The following is a 16922-nucleotide window of genomic DNA, read 5'->3' on the forward strand; positions in this document are numbered from 1 at the left end:
TCTCAGATCGGGAGGGGGATGCCGTTGACGGTGACCACCGGCGCGGCGATGTTCAGCGCGGTGGTGGCCTTGAGGGTGAGCATCGTGCCGCCGTCGATCTCGACGGTCCCGGCCGGACCGGCGGAGACGATGACCACGCCGTCCGTCGCGGCCAGCGTCATCTGCGGCAGCGGCGACTTGCTCACGCCGAGGACCGGGGTGCAGGTCAGGCTGACCGCGGAGTTGACCTGGTCCATGGTGAGCGCGACGGCGCCGTTCTGGGTGCCCACGGTGACCGACGACGACAACGCCCCGAGCGCGCTACCGGTGCCCATGACGGGAGCGCCCGCACCGCCGCCACCTCCGCCACCCGACGAGCCGAGCGCGCCCGAAAGCGCGCCACTGGCCGCACCGACCGCTTCGGCGGCGCCCGGCTCCGACTGCAGGGCTTCCTCCGCCATGGTCACCCCGGGCAGCGGCTGGTCGGTGAACATCAGGCAGTTGCCGGTGCTGGAGACGAACCCGCGCTGGATCACCTCGCCGACCATGCCCGGGGTCTGCACCGAGCCGCCCATGCCGTCCTGCCCGTCGGCGGCCATCGCGCCTTCGGCGGCGCCGACCGCGGCCCCGAGCGCCATCCCGCCGCCACCCATCATCGGGTTGCCCATGCCGCCGCCCATGCCGCCACCGGCGGACAGGCTCAGCGTCTGGGCCGGCGGGGTGCTCAGTTTCCACGTGGTCAGGTTGTTGACCAGCCCGCCGAGCACGTACGGCCGCCGGGGGTCGCCGAGCTCGAAGGCCAGCATCACCTCGTCGCCGACCTCGGGCAGGAACAGCGCGCCGCCGCGCTGGCCCGCGACGAACTGCACCGCGGGTGCCCAGTCGGTCTCGAAGTCCGGCGCCAGCCACGGCAGGGCCACCTTGATCCGCGCCTTGCCCAGCGGGTCGAGGGTGTTGCTGACGACGCCGCAGACCACGCCGTCGAGCCGCGGCCGCTGCCGCACGGCCCGCCCGAGCGAGGTCAGGCCCAGCATGGACCGGTCCTGCCTGCCGTGGGCGGAGAACACCGTGCGGTAGCCGCGGTCGCGGTCGTCGAAGATGTGCTGGGCCCGCGACACCAGCCAGTTCCCGCCGAACGGCCGCGGCACCCCGCGGACCTCCAGCAGCACGCCGGGCTGGATCATCGGATCGCCGACGGCCTCGCCCTCGGCCTCGGCGAAGGTGGACCCGGCCTCGGTTCCCAGCGCGGCGGCCATGCCCGGGGCCGCGGTGAACTCCTGCTCGCCGGTGCCGAAGGGCCGGTCGACGGTGATCCGCGCGGTCGGGCTCGGCGCCGGGCCCAGCGAAGCCATGTTCAGCCCGCCGAGCACGGCCGCGCCCATCCCGCCGAGCAGGTTCTTCGCGCTGCCGGCCGGGTCGCCGACCGCCTTCGCGAGGGTGGCCGGGTTGTCGGCCTGCTCCGCGACCTGGCCGAGCACTTTCGACACGACGCCGCCGAGCTTGCCGGCGGGACCGCTGCCGGCCGGGGAGAACTTGGTGCCCAGCGAGTTCGGCGTGTCACCGCTGCCGCCGGGCGTGGTGGCCTGCTGGGCGATCGCGACCATCCGCAGCGGGTCCCACGCGCGGACCTCGACGTCCGGGGTCAGGTTGCCCGCGGTGACCCGGGGACGGAAGTCCAGCAGGTCGTCGGGGAAGGTCACCGGCTCGGGCGCCGCGGCGACCGGGCGGCTCACCGACGTGGCCGGCCGGAAGTGGAAGACCCCGTCGCTCATCCCGGCCTCGTAGCCGATCTCGGCGGCGCGGTCGAGCAGGAAGTCCCAGTCGGTCTGGTTCACCTGCGCCAGGTAGGGGTGGGTGGTCGTGGTCGCGACGACCCCGCCGGCCGGCAGCCCGGCCTCCGCCGCCAGCTGCGTCGCGACGTCGGAATCGGTGCTGTTGAGGAAGGTGCGGCTGCGGGTGGCGCGCTGCAGCCGGTGCTCGGCGGTGTAGCCGCGGACGACGGTGTGGGCGGTCAGCTCCCGCAGCTGCGCTTCGATCGCGGTCACCTCGCCGACGACGAGCCTGCCGATGTTGTGCACGCCGTCGTCGGTGCCCGAACCGGTCACCGCGACCACGCTGCCCACGACGATGCCGGCGTCGTCGAGCGTCCGGCCGTCGTTGTCGAGGAAGGTGAGTTCGAACATCCCCGGCAGCGTCAGGTCGCAGTCGACGACCACGCGCGCCAGCCGCGACGCCGCGAGCGCGGTCAGCGGGGTGGAGTCCACCGTCACGATCGGGCGCACGGTCGGGCGGTTGCGGGTGGGCGGCGGTTCCTCCGGCACGGACATCGGGTCGGTCATGGCGTCTCCACGTGGTCCAGTTCGGCGGTGCTGGGCAGGAACAGCCGTCGGCCGGGGCCGAGGCGCAGCGGGTCGTCGAGGCCGTTGGCCAGCGCGACGGCCCGCCAGGCCTTGGGCGAGCCGTACGTCCGGTGGGCGAGGCGGACCAGGTCGTCCCCCGCGACCACGGTGTGCCGGCCCCGGCCGGGCAGCCCGCCGGAGGTCGGGTTGGTCAGCGGCATCGTCGGGCTGTACTCCCGCAGCTTCAGGTCCACCGTCGCCACGACCGGCGTGCCGGCCGGGGAGATCTGGTCGTAGACCACGCCGACCTTCTCCAGGGTGACCTGGTGGTTGAGCGCCTCGCCCCAGAGCAGGTCCAGCACCGGCAGCCGGAAGTCGACCTTCGCCTCGCCGGAGCCCGTGCCGCCGGTGGACTTCGACGCGCTGTCGCTGTTGCCCGCCCCGCCCCGCGTCACCAGGCTCGACAGGTCCTGGGTCAGCGGCCCGACGAAGTCCCTGGCCAGCTGGTTGATGTTCAGGCTGTCCAGCCGCGGCGTCGAATCGGCGTAGGGCACGGTCCAGGACAGCAGCTTCTGCACGGTCGTCTGGCAGTCCTTGCCGTAGAGCTTGATCTCCGAGAGCTGGATGGTCAGCTTGACGCTCTGGCGCACGGTGTCCTCGGAGGTGCCGGCCAGGTTCGCCGCGCTCTGCGTGGAGGCCGACCGGTCGACCGAGACCTTGCCCGGGTTGAACGGGAAGGTCACGAAGTCGCCGGAGGAGCCCAGGGTGAGCCGGGTGACCTGCTGCAGGGTGCTGCCGGAGGAGCCGGTGATCGGCAGGGGAACCGGGGTCATGTCACAGGAACCCTTCGTGGACGAGCTCGAGGGTCTCGATCGCGACCTTGCTGTCGAAGGCGTTGAGCGTCGGACCCACCCACGCCGAGGGCCGCGCGGCGCGCAGGTCCCACGACGCCACCGGCGCTCCGGCGCGGTCCATCAGGACGATGTGCGCGGTGGTGCCGGCGGGCGTGACCGAGCCCGGCTCGCCGTAGAGCTGCGCGGCCTGCGCCTTGAGCCACTTCTGCAGGGCGGCGGAGCTGACCGGGTCCATGGCCCGTTCCAGCTGGATCACCGGGTACGACAGCCCGCCGGGCAGGATGTGCTCGTAGCCGGCGTTGCCGTGCGCACGGAACCGGCGGGGGTTGTAGTCCGCGCGCAGGCCCTTGCAGGAGGACCACTGCCCCAGGTCCAGCGTGCCGCCGGCGAGGCCGTCCACCAGCACCTTGAAGCGCATGGCCAGGCCGATGGTGACCTTGGCGTTGGCCGGGCCCTCGTTGAAGTACGGGATGTACGGGATGGTCTGCTTGACCGGCTGCAACGGGTTCAGCACGGCGCACCTCCTCCTGTCCGGTGTGGACGTCCTGAGTGGACGGTCATGCCATGACCTCGTCGCCGAGGAACCCGGTGTGCGCGATCGTCAGGGTCTCGATCGCCACGTGGGAGGCCGAGCCCGCTTCGAAGTCGGTGATCGCCCAGCCGCACGGGAAGAACTGCTTGAGGTCCCAGGACAGGATCGGCAGGTTGCGCGAGTCGCACATGACGATCGCGCCGCTGAGCGGGGTCACGCTGCGCGAGGTCTCGGCCAGCCACTCCTGCACGGTCTGGGAGTCGAAGCAGGCCGCCCGGCTGAGCTTCACGCGTTCGTACTTGGTGTTGCCGGGGAACACCCAGCAGCCGTTGCCGGTGCTGCCGGTGCGGTACTCGCAGACGTCCCAGTTCACGCTCAGGCCCGAGACCTTGGACCACGTGCCGAAGTCGTAGGGCCCGTTCATGACGTTGACCACGAAGTGGTGCGAGATGCCCGGGGACAGGCCCAGCAGGCTGGCGGCTTCGTGGTAGGCCGCGTTCTTGGCGATGTCCTTGAAACCCATGCGGCGCTCCTCAGCGTTGGTCCATCAGGCGGCCGGATCGTTCCCGCTGCACCAGCACGTCCCAGCGCAGCCTGCGGTGCAGCCGTTCGTAGAGCTTCCCGCTCAGTTCTTCGATGTCGTCGCTCTCGTCGAGGTCCAGCCACCGGCGTGGTGGCTGCTCTCCGATGCGTTCGGTCAGCAGCCGGTCGTGCTCGTCCTGGGTGTCGACGGCCGGTGCGGGTGTCCCCGGCGCGGGTGCGCCCGCCGGTGGCTCCACATCGGACAGGAACCGCGCGAGGCTTTCCGCGGAGGTGAAGTCGACCCGCCGCCCACCGTCGCGTTCGGCGGCGACCAGCTCGGCCACGCCGGCGCCCGGCGTCTCCGCGGCCCGCTGGGTGGCCGCGGCCGCCGGCGCTTCCGCCGTGGCCGGTTCCGGTGACGCGGGCGCGGGCGGCCGGAGGTGCCGCAGCGGAACGCCGGACCCACCGGCGACCCACTGTTCGATGGCCAGGGCTTCCGCTTCCAGCGCCCGCCCACCCGGGCTGGTCTCCTCCGGCACGCGCCCGTCGAGCACCCGCTGCTGGACGACGTGGGCCAGCTCGTGGGCAAGGGTGGCCGAGGCGGGCATCCGGTCGAGCGGCCCCCATTCGGCGGGCACGTGCACCACCCCGGCCGTGGTGTAGGCCCGGGCGTGCAGCAGCCCGGCGGAGGCCGAGACACCGGCACCACGGCGCACCTGAAGGTCACCCAGGTCGGGCAGCCCGGCTTGGTGCAGTCTCGCGGCGAGCGCGACGGGCACGCGTTCGACTTCGACGGAGCCGAGCGGTGTCCCGGAGCCGGGGGACGGCGGTTCCGGGCTTCCGGCGGGCGCCGGGAAGGCCGGGAAGCCGGCGGGGGCCGGGAGCGGGGTGCTGCCGGCGGGTGCCGGCGGCCCCGCACTTCCGTCCGGCGCCCACGGCCCCGGATTTCCGGCGAGCGGCGCCCGCGGTCTCGCGCCCACAGCCGGCGGCAAGGGTCCGGCGGGTGCCGGCAGCCCCGCAGTTCCGGCCGGTGCCCCTGGCCCCGGATTTCCGGCCGACGGTCCTGCAGGCGCCGGCAGCCCGGGGAACCTCGCAGACGCCGATGGTCCCGTGCTTCCGGCAGGCGTCTGCCGGGTGGCGCTTTCGACCGGAGCCGACGACCGCGGGTTCCCGGCCGAGGGTCCCGTCGATCCGGCGGGTACCGAAGGTCCCGCACTTCCCGTCGACGAGCCTGGGTTCCCGGCGGCCGACGGCAGTCCGGCGCCGCCGGCAGGTGCCGGCGGTCCCAGCGTTCCGGCGGACGCCACCGTGTCGGGCAGTACGCGCCGGCCCAGCAGGCTGGGCCGGCTCACCAGGGCGTCGAGCGCCACAGGTACGCGCTCGACGGAGTCCGCCGGCAGCCCCGCCCCTCCAGCCGACTCCGGCAGCCCTGCGCTTCTCTCGGACTCCGGCAGCCCCACGTTTCCTGCGGACTCCGGCAGCCCTGCATTTCCGGCGGACTCCGGCAGCCCCACGTTTCCTGCGGACTCCGGCAGCCCTGCATTTCCGGCGGACTCCGGCAGCCCCACGTTTCCTGCGGACTCCGGCAGCCCTGCATTTCCGGCGGACTCCGGCAGCCCCACGTTTCCTGCGGACTCCGGCAGCCCTGCATTTCCGGCGGACTCCGGCAGCCCCACGTTTCCTGCGGACTCCGGCATCCCTGCATTTCCGGCGGACTCCGGCAGCCCCACGTTTCCTGCGGACTCCGGCAGCCCTGCATTTCCGGCGGACTCCGGCAGCCCTGCGTTTCCGGCGTCTGCCGGCGGCTCCGGCAAGACCGCCCGGGCCGCCGGCGAAGCCGGCACCTGATCGAAGGTGCCCAGGCTCCCGGCAGGTACTGCGTCCTCGGCCGGCACCGGCGAGTCGGGCAACCCGTCCCGACGCGACCGGCCGACCGGCGTGCCCGGCACCCATCCGCCGGAATCCGTTTCTCCCGCCGGCAACGGTGATGCCGTGTTCCCGGACGGCACCGCCCGCCCGGGCAGGCTGCCCCGGGGCGCCCGGGTGGTCAGCACCACCGGGACGTGCTCGCCGGCGTCCACATATCCCGTGGACGCCGGTGCGGCGGTTTCGGCAGCCGTCCCCGGCCGGTCGGACAGCTTGCCGGAGTGCGGCAGAGCGGTGGCCGCGTTGTCGCCGGCGTCCGGGGCTCCCGTTCCGTCAGACGCCACCCCTGTCGGCCGTCCGGGCAGGTCACCCTCGTGCAACAGAGTCGCGGGTGCGTACTCGCCGATGTCCGGCGCTCCCGTTCCGTCAGCCATCACCGTGATCCGCCCGCCGGGCAGGTCACCCCGGTGCAACAGGGTCGCGGGTGCGTACTCGCCGGTGTCCGGCGCTGCCGTGCCGTCGGCGGTCACCGTGATCGGCCCGTCGAGCAGGTCACCCTGGTGAAACAGGGTCGCGGGTGCGTGCTCGGTGGTGTCCGTTGCCACCGCGCTGTCAGCCATCGTCGGTACCGGCTGCGCGTGCTCGCCGGTGTCCGCCACCGGTACCGATCCGCTCTGTTGCGGCGGGACAGGCCGGCTGGTGTCCGGCTCTCCCGTGCCGGAGGCAGCCGTGACCACGCGGGCAGGGAGGTCGCCCTGGTGCAACCGGGCGGCGAACGCAGCGGTGTCCGCCTGCGGAACCGCGCTCTCGGCCGGCGTCGGTCGGCCGGTCGGGCGACGCGGCCCCGGACGCTCCGTCGCTCCGTCGCGCGAGGAGGCGGACGGTGCGTCGGCGACTGCAGGCGTCTGCGGCATGCCGCCGGGCTCGGGCTGGGTGGTTGCCGGCCGGTGCCGCAGCTTCGTGGTCGCCGGCTCGTCGAGGTTTTGCGGCCGCGCCGGTGCTTCCGGGGTGGGGGCCGCTTCCGGCAGGCGGGTCTCGAGCGTGGCCGGCGCGGTCTTCGCAACGAGGGAACCGTCGACGGGAAGTTCGCCGCGACCCGGGGCGGGGTGCGTTTCCTGGTCCGGCACGGCGGTCTCTTCTTCGACCGGGGTGACGTCGGGTGGTGGTGATTCGTCGGAGTCCGCGTCGTCCTCCCGGGCCGCGCGCAGCCCGCGCCGCCGGCTTTCGGCCAGGCTCGCCCGGCGGCGCGGAGGCAGCGGGACGTCGGGGATTTCGCTGCCGGGCAACGGACGCGTCGCCGGCGGGGTCCACGAAGCGAGCACGTTCTGCTCCGGCGTGGAGGTCACGCCGAGCAACCGGTCCCGTTCCAGAGTCATCTCCCGCAACAGTGCGGGCGTGCGGTGCGGAACCTCGGGCACGCGCGGTTCAGCCACATACGCCGGTGCCGCGGCGGTCAAGGGCGCCGTCGGCCGCGACGCGGGGGGAACATCCCGGACAGGCAGCCGCCGAGCGGTCGCGGGCAGCCGGGGCCGGGCCTTCGCGGCTGGGTGCCGCAGTTCGGTCCCGGAGACGGGCTGCCCGGCATCGATCCCCATCGCGATCGGTTCGAGGCCGGCGGTGATCCGGGTCCCGGCGCCTGACGTGCTCGTGACCCGGACCGCGGCGTCGGGACCCGCACCGGCGCCGATGCCGGTCCCGGCCTCGGCGGTGCCGGTCCCGGTCCTGACCTCGGCAGAGCCGGAGCCAAGGTCGGTTTCGGTGCGGGTGCCGGCCTCGGGACCAGTGCCGGTCTCGGCTCCGGCTTCGGTGCCGCTCCCGGTCTCGGTTCCGGCCTCGGTGCCGCTCCCGGCCTCGGTGCCGCTCCCGGCCTCGGTGCCGGTGCCGGCCTCGGTGCCGGTGCCGGCCTCGGACGTAGCTCTCCCACCGGCTTCGGCGGTGGTCCCGGCTGGGGTTTCGGACCCGGTCCTGGCATCGGTTCTTGTCTCGGCCGGGCCGGTGGTGCCGGACTCGGCGGCTCGGGTCCCGGCCGGCCCTCCCGCACCGGCCCCGGGTGCGGAATCGGCCGTGTGCGTGAGCGCGGACTCGGTTCCGGCGCGGCCCTGGCCGCCGGCCGGAGCGAGCGGCAACCGCGGTTCAGGCCCGGCGGCCGGCAGTCCGGGATCGGTCACGCCGAAGAGCGAACCCGAACCGGGCTGGACGAACGGGAGTCCGAGAGCGGTCACGTCGGCCGGCGAACCGGCAACCGGTACCCGCACAACGGATCCGGCGGCCGGCGATCCCCCGCCGGCATCTCCGGGCGACGGCATCACCTCTCCGGCCGATGACCCGGCAGGCATCCCCGTCCCCGGCTCGGCAGCCGGCCGCTCGGCCACGAGCAGCTCCGGCTCCGCCCCACCGGAAGACGACCCGGTCCCGTGAGCCGGAACTCCGGCACCGGGCAACCCGGCTGCCGGTGCGTTGCCCACGCGCGATCCACCGGCCCCGGCAAGGGGTAAGCCCTCGCGGGCTCCCGTGACCGACCGTCCCCGCCCCGCAGCGGTCCCGGCTCCACCGGTCTTGGCGGCAGGCCACCCGGCACCGGCCCGGCCACCCGGGCCGGTCGCCGACCATCCGGGGTCGGTCGCCGGCCGTCCGGAGTCGGCCGCCGGCCGTCCGGCCCCGGTCGCCGGCCGTCCGGCCCCGGTCGCCGACCATCCGGCCCCGGTCGCCGACCATCCGGAGTCGGCCGCCGGCTGTCCGGGGCCGAGCGCAGCGGGCGATCCCGGTTCGGATGCCCGCACCCCCGGCAACGGGAGCCGGGTCTCCTCGGGGACCACCCGGAGCAGGCCGGTGACCTGTCCCGCCGGCGCCGGGCCGGCCGCGAACCCGGCCCGGTCCGTCAGGTTGGGCTCGACCGCCGCCCAGGAGGTGGTCATGTCCACCGTCAACGGGGGGTGCGGCGGGATCACCGGCCGCAAGGGCGGGACGCGTCGCCACGCCGTGCCGGTCGCTCTGGCCGGGCGCACTGCTTCGGCCACCGGGCCGGGCGCGACCACCGGACCGGCCACGACCGCCGGTGAGTCCACATCGGACGAATCCACAGTGGACTCATCCGCCGTGGCTCGGGCACGGCGTCGGCGGAACGGCCAGCTCGGCATCGTCATCCCTCCCAGCCGGCGAACGCGCCGGACAGCTCTTGGTCACCGCCGAGTGCGGTGTTGATGCGGCCTATCTCCTCGATGACCCGGATGCGGCTGCGGTGGTCGAGTTCCAGGATCGAGTCGAACGACCAGTGCAGGTAGTAGGCGATGTAGACGATCTCCTGCCACAGCCGGTCGTCCGGTGCGCTCACCCGCCGGGCTCCTCGGACTCGTCGCCGGCGGCGATGTCGACCACGAAGCGGTGGCCGCAGCCCGGGCAGCGGACGTCGGCTTCGGTGTGGCCGTGCTGGTTGATGCGCCGGTACAGGTCCTGCAGGAACGCCAGGTCCGAGGCGAACAGGTGCTCGATGACGAACCGGTCCACCGGGGCGACCGTGCCGAGCGAGGTCAGCGTCCGGCAGATCAGGTGCACCGACAGGTACGCCGGGTTCTGCCGCACCTGCGGGTCGGCGTGCGCGGTGAGCTCGTCCTTCGCGGTCGCCAGGCGCATCGCGCCGCTGCGGTGCACCTGGCCCCGCTCGTCGACGTACCCGCGGGGCAGGGTGAACGGGTACTCCGTGCGCAGCCCGGGCCCGTCCACCGTCGACGCCGTCATGCGCCGTTGGTGTTCTTGCCGCCCAGGCCGGGCACGAACGTGATCTCGTCGCAGACCAGGGTGCAGGTGGCCATCACGATCTCCGTCGCGCCCGCCTTCAGGCCCTGGACGTCCAGTTTGGACGGCCAGGCGTTGAGCAGCCGGTAGGTCGCCTTGGTCTGCCCGGCGGCGTCCTGCAGGATCAGCGAGCAGCTCTGCCGCGCCTGCGGGTCCGCCGCGATCGCCTTCTGGTGCCAGACCCACAGGGTGGCGTCCTGGTCGACGCCGCGCTTGAGGGTGACGGTCGCGGGCTTGGTCTTGCCGAACTGCTTCGACAGCAGCACGCCGTTGCGGCCGGCGCTCATGTACTCGGCGGGTTCCACTTCCGAACTGATGCCGGCCAGCTCGGAGAACATGATGCTGCCGCTGCTGCCGAAGGCCGTGACGTCGATGACGAACCGGCTGGCGCTGATGACGTCCGGGACGGTGCTGAGGGGCTCGGGAGCCATGGGTGACCTCTTTCAGGGGTGTCGGGGATCATTCGTCGAGTGCTGCGCCCTGCGAGAACTGCGAGATGCGGAAGATCACGAACTCGGCCGGCTTCACCGGCGCCACCCCGATCTCGACGACGAGGTTGCCTTCGTCACGGCTTTCCGGCGGGTTGTTCTCCGCGTCGCACTTGACGAAGAACGCCTCCTCCGGCGTCCGGCCCATCAGCGCGCCGCTGCGCCACACCTGCTGGAGGAACGCCCCGACCACGCGCTGGACGCTCTCCCACAGGTAGTGGTCGTTCGGCTCGAACACCACCCAGTTGGTGCCGGCGAGAATGGACTCCTCGATGAAGTTGAACAGCCGGCGCACGTTGAGGTAACGCCACTCCGGGTCGCTCGACAGCGTTCGCGCGCCCCAGATCCGGATGCCCTGCGCGGGGAAGGACCGCAGGCAGTTGACCCCGAGCGGGTTGAGCAGTTCCTGCTCACCCTTGGTGATCGCGGTCTGCAACGCGATCGCGCCGCGGATCACCTCGTTGGCCGGCGCCTTGTGCACCCCGCGGGCCTGGTCGCTGCGCGCCCACACGCCGGCGACGTGCCCGCTCGGCGGCAGCGTCACCTTGGCGCCCTGGGTGGGGTCCATGGTCTGCACCCACGGCCAGTACAGCGTCGCGTACTTGGAGTCGTAGCCGGCGAAGTCGGTGCGCCACCGGATGAGCTGCTGGGCGTTGAGGCCCGGGGGCGGGTCGAGGATGGCCACCCGGTCCGACATCAGCTCGCAGTGGGCGATCATCGCGAGCTGGACGCCCTTGACGTCCTCTTCGGACAGCAGCCCGCGCTGGTAGGCCGACATCAGGTCGGGTACCGCGACCATGGTGATCTCGTCGATGGCCTCGAAGCTGCTGATGCCGGTGCGCGAGTCGGTGTCGCCGACGTAGCTTTCGGAGCCGACGCGGGCGGGCACCGTCAGGGTGCCGCCACGCAGCTCCACGGTGGCGCCCTTCTTCGGGGCGGCGACCACGGGGCGCTGCGGGTCCTCCAGCGCGACGAGCTTGGACCGCTTGGCCAGCACGGTGGCGACGTTCGCCGCGCCGCGCCGCGTCGTCAGGTTGTCGAAGGTCTCCTCGACCTTGCCGTCCTTGCGCACCTCGAGCTTGAACGTGTCCTCGCCGGGCTGCGACGCCTCCGACACCGCGACGCTCAGCCCGGTCGCCTCACCGCCGGTGATCGCACGCAGTTCCAGCGCGGGCACGGAGTCGTCGGAGTCGGCGGGGATCGCGGCCTTGGCGTAGGTCTCCTGCGCCTGGTCGCCGTCGGGCTCGGGCAGCCGCAGGACGAAGGCCGAGCCGCCGCCGTTGAGGAAGAACCCGTAGATCGAGTGGGCCAGGTAGGTGCCTTCGACGAAGCCGCCGAAGATCCGGGTGTACTGCGTCCAGTTGGTGACCAGCGTGGGCTCGGACACCGGGCCCTTTTCGGCGAAGCCGACGAAGCCGGCGACCGAGGTGCCGACGCCTTCGATCGGCCGCGAGCCGGACGAGACTTCCTCGACGTACACGCCGGGTGACAGATAGGTCGGCATCGCATCTCCCTGCTGGGTGGGGACCGGTGAGCGCTTTGAAGCTTCGCAGCGGCCGCCGGTGATCGAGAGCGGGCGAGGGGCGCTCGCCCGGACACGCCGGAGTGCCTCCAGGGGCGAGCGGAGCGGCCCCTGGAGCGGCCCGCGACAGCACCTCCCGGACGCACCCGGCGGCCGAAACTGGGGGCGTGCTGCACGATGTGGACTCCGCCCTGCGGACCTGGCTGTTCGCGGAACTGCCCGCGGACGTGGAGATCGCGCTCGAAGGTCCCGGCGCGGTCACCGTCACCGCGGGACGTCCGGTGCTGGGCCTGTTCCTCTACGAGATCGGCGAGGAGCTCGACGGCCAGGCCGGGGCCGGTATCCGGCTGCGGGGACCGGACGGGCGGGTCACCGGCACCGTCCTGCCGGTCCGGCGTTACCGCCTGACCTACCTCGTGACGGCGTGGGCGACCACCGTGGCCGCCGAACACGACCTGCTCGGCGCGGTGCTGGCCGCCCACGCCGGGCGTCCGGTACTCACCCCGGAACTGCTGCCCGGACGGCTGGGCGAGCTGGCCGAACCGCTGCCGATCCGACTGGGCCGGCACCGGGCCGGCGGCGGCGAGCACGACCTGTGGCACGCCCTCGGCGTGCCGCTGCGCACCGCGCTGGACCTGACCGTCACCGCGCCGGTGGTGCCCACGCGGATCGAAGACCCGGCCCCGCCGGTGCACACGGTCGAGCTGGGCGTGCGCGACGAGCCGGCCGCGTCCGCGCCGCGCACCGGCCCCCGCTGGACCCGTACGTCCCGCACCGCCCCCGAACCCGACCCAGGAGAGCGACGATGACCGCACCCGCCCCGTCGGACTGCGCGTGGCTGCGCAGCAACCCGGCGACCATCCCGCACAGCACGCCGAGTTCGTTCGCGAAGCTGCTGGGCGCCGACGACGTGTGGCGGCAGCTCTACCAGGAATGGCTGGTGGGAACGACTAACGGCGCGGCCAACGCCGCCCGCGTCGACTCCGCGCAGATCGGGGTGGACGAGCTGGTGCGCTGGTTCGCCCAGCTCGTCGCGGCCGGGTCCGCCGCGCAGAGCGATGCCGTCCCGGCCGTGGAGCTGAGCAAGCTGAGCCGCGGTGAGCAGGCCCTCGCCAAGGTCAACAAGGGAGCGCCCAGCAACAAGGACAAGTTCGAGTGCTTCCAGCGCGGGTACGCCGACAGCTTCCTCGCCGACATCGAGTCCGTCCGGGCCGTGCTGAAGGCCCGCACCGAGCAGCTGCGCGCCACGAAGGGCGCCGACGGCAAGTCCTTGTCGGCCAAGGAGGCCAAGGCCTTGGCCGGCAAGGAGGCCCAGCGGCTCACGCTGGCCAACGCGGCCCGCGCGCAGGTCGAAGGCAAGGAAGCGGGCCTGGACGTCAACGTCGGGCTGCTGGTGCAGGTGCAGATCGAGCAGTACCAGGCCGGCACGCTGATGCTCGTCGACAAGGCCCTGCAGGAACTCGAAGAGACCAAGTGGGACGACGAGGACGGCAAGTTCAAGAACAAGGCGATCAAGGACTTGTCGGCGGCCACCTCGGCCGTGTTCACCGCCTCCGCCGCGCTCAAGGTGTTCAGCCGCGAAGTCGTCGCGATGACGCCGGAGAAGCGGGCCGAGCCGGCCACCGAGGCGCGCCTGTTCGACCTGATGATCGGGTTCACCGAGGCGGTCGGGGTGCAGGGCCGCGCGATGACCAGCGCGGGCGAGCAGGTCGCCGCCTGGGCCAAGTGGGCGACCAAGAACCTGCTCAAGGAGAACTTCAACACCATCTACCCCAAGCTGGGCGGCGCGCTGCTCGTGCTGCGCACCGGCATCTCGATCGCCCAGGTGACCCTCGACTTCTTCCCGCCGTTCAACGCGATCGGCACCGCGCTCGGGGTCGCCGACCAGGCGCTGGAGTTCGGCCTCACCGAGCTGGTCGTCTGGCGGGACAAGCAGGACCCGGAGATCCAGAAGAAGTACGCGGGCCAGGAGTTCGTCACGCCGTGGGAGGAGCTGAGCACCGCGGCCAAGGCCGTCTCCGGGTTCTCCGAGGGCAAGAAGCTGTTGTGGGACAACCTGAAGGACTACACCGAGGGTCTGCCGGCCAAGGCGGTCAAGAAGGTGGCGACGATGACCGTGGACGCCGTCGCCACGGTCACCGACATGTCACCGGAGCGGCAGTACCAGCTCCAGGCCGGCACCGAAGGCGTCATCGACTTCCTGGACAGCTCCAAGGAGACGATCCTCAGCCTCGGCGGGGTCGAAGCGACCCTCTCGGTGACCGGCGCGATCGCGAAGGCCGCCGGCGACTCGAGCCCGGTCGGCACGATCCTCGCGCTGGCCGAGACCGGGCTGGACATCATCGACTTCCTGGCCGACCAGAACAAGGTGGCCCGCACCAAGAAGGGCTTCACCGACGAGGACGTCGCCGCCATCCGGCAGCTGATCGACGACAAGGAGCACAACCCCTACCACTCCGCGTTCACCTCGGGTGAACTGCAGCTGGACCCGAAGGCACCCGGCGCGGACTTCGTCATGGGCACCGTCGCGGGCACCCGGATCAAGATCGTGCTGGGCGCCAACCCGGGGGTGGTCAACGCCGATCCGGCCGTGCTGCTGCAGCGGATCCGGCAGTTCGTCCGCGACGAGTCCGGCGGCGAACTGGTCCACGACGGCCGCGCCTTCGTCCCCGACTGGGCGACCCTGGACATCACGGCGAACGCGCACCCGCGCTACGAGCTCACCGTCTCGGTGCGGTTCATGATGGGCCGCATCGCGCACCCGGGCGTCGCGCGGCTCAGCTACGACATGGTGCGCACGCTGACCACGATCACCGCCGTCACCGGGAACTTCCCGGACGACCCGATCCAGGCGAAGCTGGCCAACGCCAAGGACGCGCTGGCCGGTGGCACCCCGGCCGACGTGATGGCGGTGATCACCGACGACGACCTGGCGGCGAAGTTCACCGCGGGCACGCCGGTGGCCGGCGACGGCGAGAACTTCATCCTCAGCGGCGGCATCACGGGCACCGAGCGCGACACCGCGGCGGGCGTCATCCGGTTCCGCATCGCCGGGCGGGCCGCCGACCGGCGTCCCTACCAGCTGGCCCTGCAGTTCCAGATCGGCGGCCGGCTCACCGTCCTGGAGGCCACGCCGGAAGCCGATCCGCTGGACACGCTGGCGGCCGACGCCAACCAGGCCCTCAGCACCGACAGCCTGGAGAACCGCCTGTCCGGCCTCACCCTCCCGTTCACCGCGGGCGGCGCGACCGCGCAGTACACGCTGGACGCGGTCAAGAAGGCCGTGCGGAAGGACGGCGGGATCGAACTGGACATGACGGCCATCGCGGGCAGCTCGGCCAAGGGCACCGTGACGCTGTTCTGCCTGCCGGGCGACGCACCGGTGATCACCGCGGCCACCCCTAGCCCGGCCGACGAGCGCAAGGCGGTGCAGCGGGCCCGCCTGGCCGCGGGCGGGGCCCGGCAGGTCTTCGACCTGAGGACCCTGCAGACCAAGTAGCCGACGCACCGACCCCGGAGGCATCATGACCAGCACCGAAGAGGCCGTCGCGGACGCCGCGGCCATCCCCCAGGACCTGGCCGAAGCGGCCACCCTCGCGCTGAGCGAGCAACCCACGTTCGCGACGCTGCTGGATCCGTCCGACACGGTGTGGGGCGGTGAAGACGGGCCCGGCCGGCACGTCGTGATCGTCGCGCCGGACGTCGCCGGCGTGCTCGACGCCGGCGCCGGCCGGTTCATCCCGGACGACCCCGAGCAGGTGCGGCTGCTGCTGGCCGAGCGGATGGCCGCCACGATCGCCGGGACCCCGGTCGCCGGCGGCGAGCGCGACCGCGTGATCGACTGGACCACGCTGCAGATCGTCGACGAAGCGGGCGGCGTGCTGACCGCGTCGGCCAACACCGTGGCCGACCCGGCCGAGGGCGACGCCGTGCACGCGGTCGAGCTGTCGATCGACCTCGACCTGCAACCGGCGGTGAGCACCGAGCAGCTCGTCAGCGGTGGCGCGTTCGAGGCGGCGCTGGACCAGGCGATCGAGGTGCGGGAGACGCAGGCCGCCGAGAGCGAGGCCGCCATGCAGGCCGCGGTGGCCGAGGCGGCCGCCGAGGTCGCCGAAGAGGCAGCCGCCGAAGCAACGGCCGCGGAGACACCGGTGGCGGAGGCGCCCGTCGCCGAGGAGGCCGCCCCAGCGGAGGAAGCCGCCGCTGGGGCCGTGGACGCCGCTTACCTCGGCGGCTACTACGGCGAAACGGCTTTTCCCTTCGACGGCAACAACTTCGTCCTCGACTGGACCACCTGGACCCACGACCAGACCACCCCCGACGGCACCGTCGGCTTCACCGCCCACGCCACCGCCACCGACGGCACCACCCACGACACCTACGCCTGGTTCGACCCCGCCGTCGGCATCAGCATCGTCCGCGCCGAAGCCCTCCCCGGCGAAGCCGCTGCCGGGGAGGCCGCCGCCCCGGCCGTCGACGCCGCCTACCTCGGCGGCTACTACGGCGAAACGGCCTTTCCCTTCGACGGCAACAACTTCGTCCTCGACTGGACCACCTGGACCCACGACCAGACCACCCCCGACGGCACCGTCGGCTTCACCGCCCACGCCACCGCCACCGACGGCACCACCCACGACACCTACGCCTGGTTCGACCCCGCCGTCGGCATCAGCATCGTCCGCGCCGAAGCCCTTGCGGGGGCAGGCGCGGCCGCGGAGCCCGAGCCGGAACCGGAGGCGGCCCCGGCCGATCCGCGCGTGGAGTTCGAGGCGCTCGCCGGCCTGCTGCGCGACCGCTGGCGCTCGGCGGGCAACCGGCTCGAAGAGCTCAACGGCAAGGCCTACGACGTCCACGGGTGGGTCGAGGGAGAACCCGGCTGCGAGCTGGTCCACCAGAGCTTCGACGGCGAGAACCACCTGGCCGAGCTGGGTGCGCACACGGCCGACGACAGCCGCCCCGTCACGCTGCAGCTGCGGATCCGCGACGCGGAGACGGTCTGGGCGGACCGCGAAGACGACCGGTACTGAG

The 16922-nt window shown here is 72.9% G+C and carries 12 protein-coding genes; 3 read left to right on the forward strand and 9 right to left on the reverse strand.

The genetic code is table 11. The features are described from left to right. Window positions 1–2 precede the first annotated feature (2 nt). The 9 genes from MUY22_RS43560 to MUY22_RS43600 form a co-directional block, all read right to left on the reverse strand. A complete protein-coding gene (locus MUY22_RS43560; protein ID WP_247053435.1) occupies window positions 3–2318 on the reverse strand; it encodes a phage baseplate assembly protein V in 2316 nt (771 codons plus the stop codon). Next, window positions 2315–3151 (reverse strand): LysM peptidoglycan-binding domain-containing protein, encoded by an 837-nt coding sequence (locus MUY22_RS43565; RefSeq protein ID WP_247053437.1) that lies wholly within the window; start codon window positions 3149–3151, stop codon window positions 2315–2317. Before MUY22_RS43565 ends, MUY22_RS43560 begins: the two co-directional genes overlap by 4 nt. 1 nt (window position 3152) lies before the next feature. Then, the gene (locus MUY22_RS43570; RefSeq protein WP_247053439.1) at window positions 3153–3686 is read right to left on the reverse strand and encodes a phage tail protein; all 534 of its coding nucleotides are present in this window, start codon (window positions 3684–3686) and stop codon (window positions 3153–3155) included. Between the two features lie 43 nt (window positions 3687–3729). Continuing rightward, a complete protein-coding gene (locus tag MUY22_RS43575) occupies window positions 3730–4227 on the reverse strand; it encodes a phage tail protein (protein ID WP_247053441.1) in 498 nt (165 codons plus the stop codon). A 10-nt stretch (window positions 4228–4237) separates the two neighbouring features. Then, window positions 4238–8260, reverse strand: a complete 4023-nt coding sequence (locus MUY22_RS43580; RefSeq protein ID WP_247053443.1) for a DUF4157 domain-containing protein — start codon at window positions 8258–8260, stop codon at window positions 4238–4240. A 971-nt stretch (window positions 8261–9231) separates the two neighbouring features. Further along, window positions 9232–9423 (reverse strand): DUF6760 family protein, encoded by a 192-nt coding sequence (locus tag MUY22_RS43585; protein WP_247053445.1) that lies wholly within the window; start codon window positions 9421–9423, stop codon window positions 9232–9234. Beyond that, window positions 9420–9827 carry a phage tail assembly protein gene (locus MUY22_RS43590; RefSeq protein ID WP_247053447.1) on the reverse strand — a complete coding sequence of 136 codons (408 nt, stop codon included), beginning with the start codon at window positions 9825–9827 and terminating at the stop codon, window positions 9420–9422. The genes MUY22_RS43585 and MUY22_RS43590 overlap by 4 nt, the downstream gene beginning before the upstream one ends. Next, on the reverse strand, window positions 9824–10315 hold the full coding sequence (locus tag MUY22_RS43595) for a phage tail protein (protein ID WP_247053449.1): 492 nt from the start codon (window positions 10313–10315) through the stop codon (window positions 9824–9826). The genes MUY22_RS43590 and MUY22_RS43595 overlap by 4 nt, the downstream gene beginning before the upstream one ends. Before the next feature lie 28 nt (window positions 10316–10343). Then, window positions 10344–11876 carry a phage tail sheath subtilisin-like domain-containing protein gene (locus MUY22_RS43600; RefSeq protein WP_247053452.1) on the reverse strand — a complete coding sequence of 511 codons (1533 nt, stop codon included), beginning with the start codon at window positions 11874–11876 and terminating at the stop codon, window positions 10344–10346. Window positions 11877–12061: 185 nt separating this feature from the next. Between MUY22_RS43600 and MUY22_RS43605 the strand changes: the two genes are divergently transcribed. Genes MUY22_RS43605 through MUY22_RS43615 form a run of 3 tightly spaced genes read left to right on the forward strand, consistent with a single transcriptional unit; the run spans window position 12062 to window position 16921 of the window. Further along, window positions 12062–12703, forward strand: coding sequence for a DUF4255 domain-containing protein (locus MUY22_RS43605; protein ID WP_247053454.1), 642 nt, complete (start codon window positions 12062–12064; stop codon window positions 12701–12703). Continuing rightward, window positions 12700–15393, forward strand: coding sequence for a hypothetical protein (locus tag MUY22_RS43610; protein ID WP_247053456.1), 2694 nt, complete (start codon window positions 12700–12702; stop codon window positions 15391–15393). Before MUY22_RS43605 ends, MUY22_RS43610 begins: the two co-directional genes overlap by 4 nt. A 25-nt stretch (window positions 15394–15418) precedes the next feature. Further along, window positions 15419–16921: a hypothetical protein gene (locus tag MUY22_RS43615; RefSeq protein ID WP_247053459.1), complete on the forward strand. Its 1503-nt coding sequence runs from the start codon at window positions 15419–15421 to the stop codon at window positions 16919–16921. Window position 16922 lies beyond the last annotated feature (1 nt).

It is taken from the genome of Amycolatopsis sp. WQ 127309 (assembly GCF_023023025.1).
Lineage (GTDB): Bacteria > Actinomycetota > Actinomycetes > Mycobacteriales > Pseudonocardiaceae > Amycolatopsis.

Bases quoted from the DNA above. Each gene is read 5' to 3' on its own strand.
- MUY22_RS43575 (WP_247053441.1), bottom strand. From the start codon at position 4,227: ATGGGTTTCAAGGACATCGCCAAGAACGCGGCCTACCACGAAGCCGCC.
- MUY22_RS43590 (WP_247053447.1), bottom strand. From the start codon at position 9,827: ATGACGGCGTCGACGGTGGACGGGCCCGGGCTGCGCACGGAGTACCCG.
- MUY22_RS43560 (WP_247053435.1), bottom strand. From the start codon at position 2,318: ATGACCGACCCGATGTCCGTGCCGGAGGAACCGCCGCCCACCCGCAAC.
- MUY22_RS43565 (WP_247053437.1), bottom strand. From the start codon at position 3,151: ATGACCCCGGTTCCCCTGCCGATCACCGGCTCCTCCGGCAGCACCCTG.
- MUY22_RS43595 (WP_247053449.1), bottom strand. From the start codon at position 10,315: ATGGCTCCCGAGCCCCTCAGCACCGTCCCGGACGTCATCAGCGCCAGC.
- MUY22_RS43610 (WP_247053456.1), top strand. From the start codon at position 12,700: ATGACCGCACCCGCCCCGTCGGACTGCGCGTGGCTGCGCAGCAACCCG.
- MUY22_RS43600 (WP_247053452.1), bottom strand. From the start codon at position 11,876: ATGCCGACCTATCTGTCACCCGGCGTGTACGTCGAGGAAGTCTCGTCC.
- MUY22_RS43615 (WP_247053459.1), top strand. From the start codon at position 15,419: ATGACCAGCACCGAAGAGGCCGTCGCGGACGCCGCGGCCATCCCCCAG.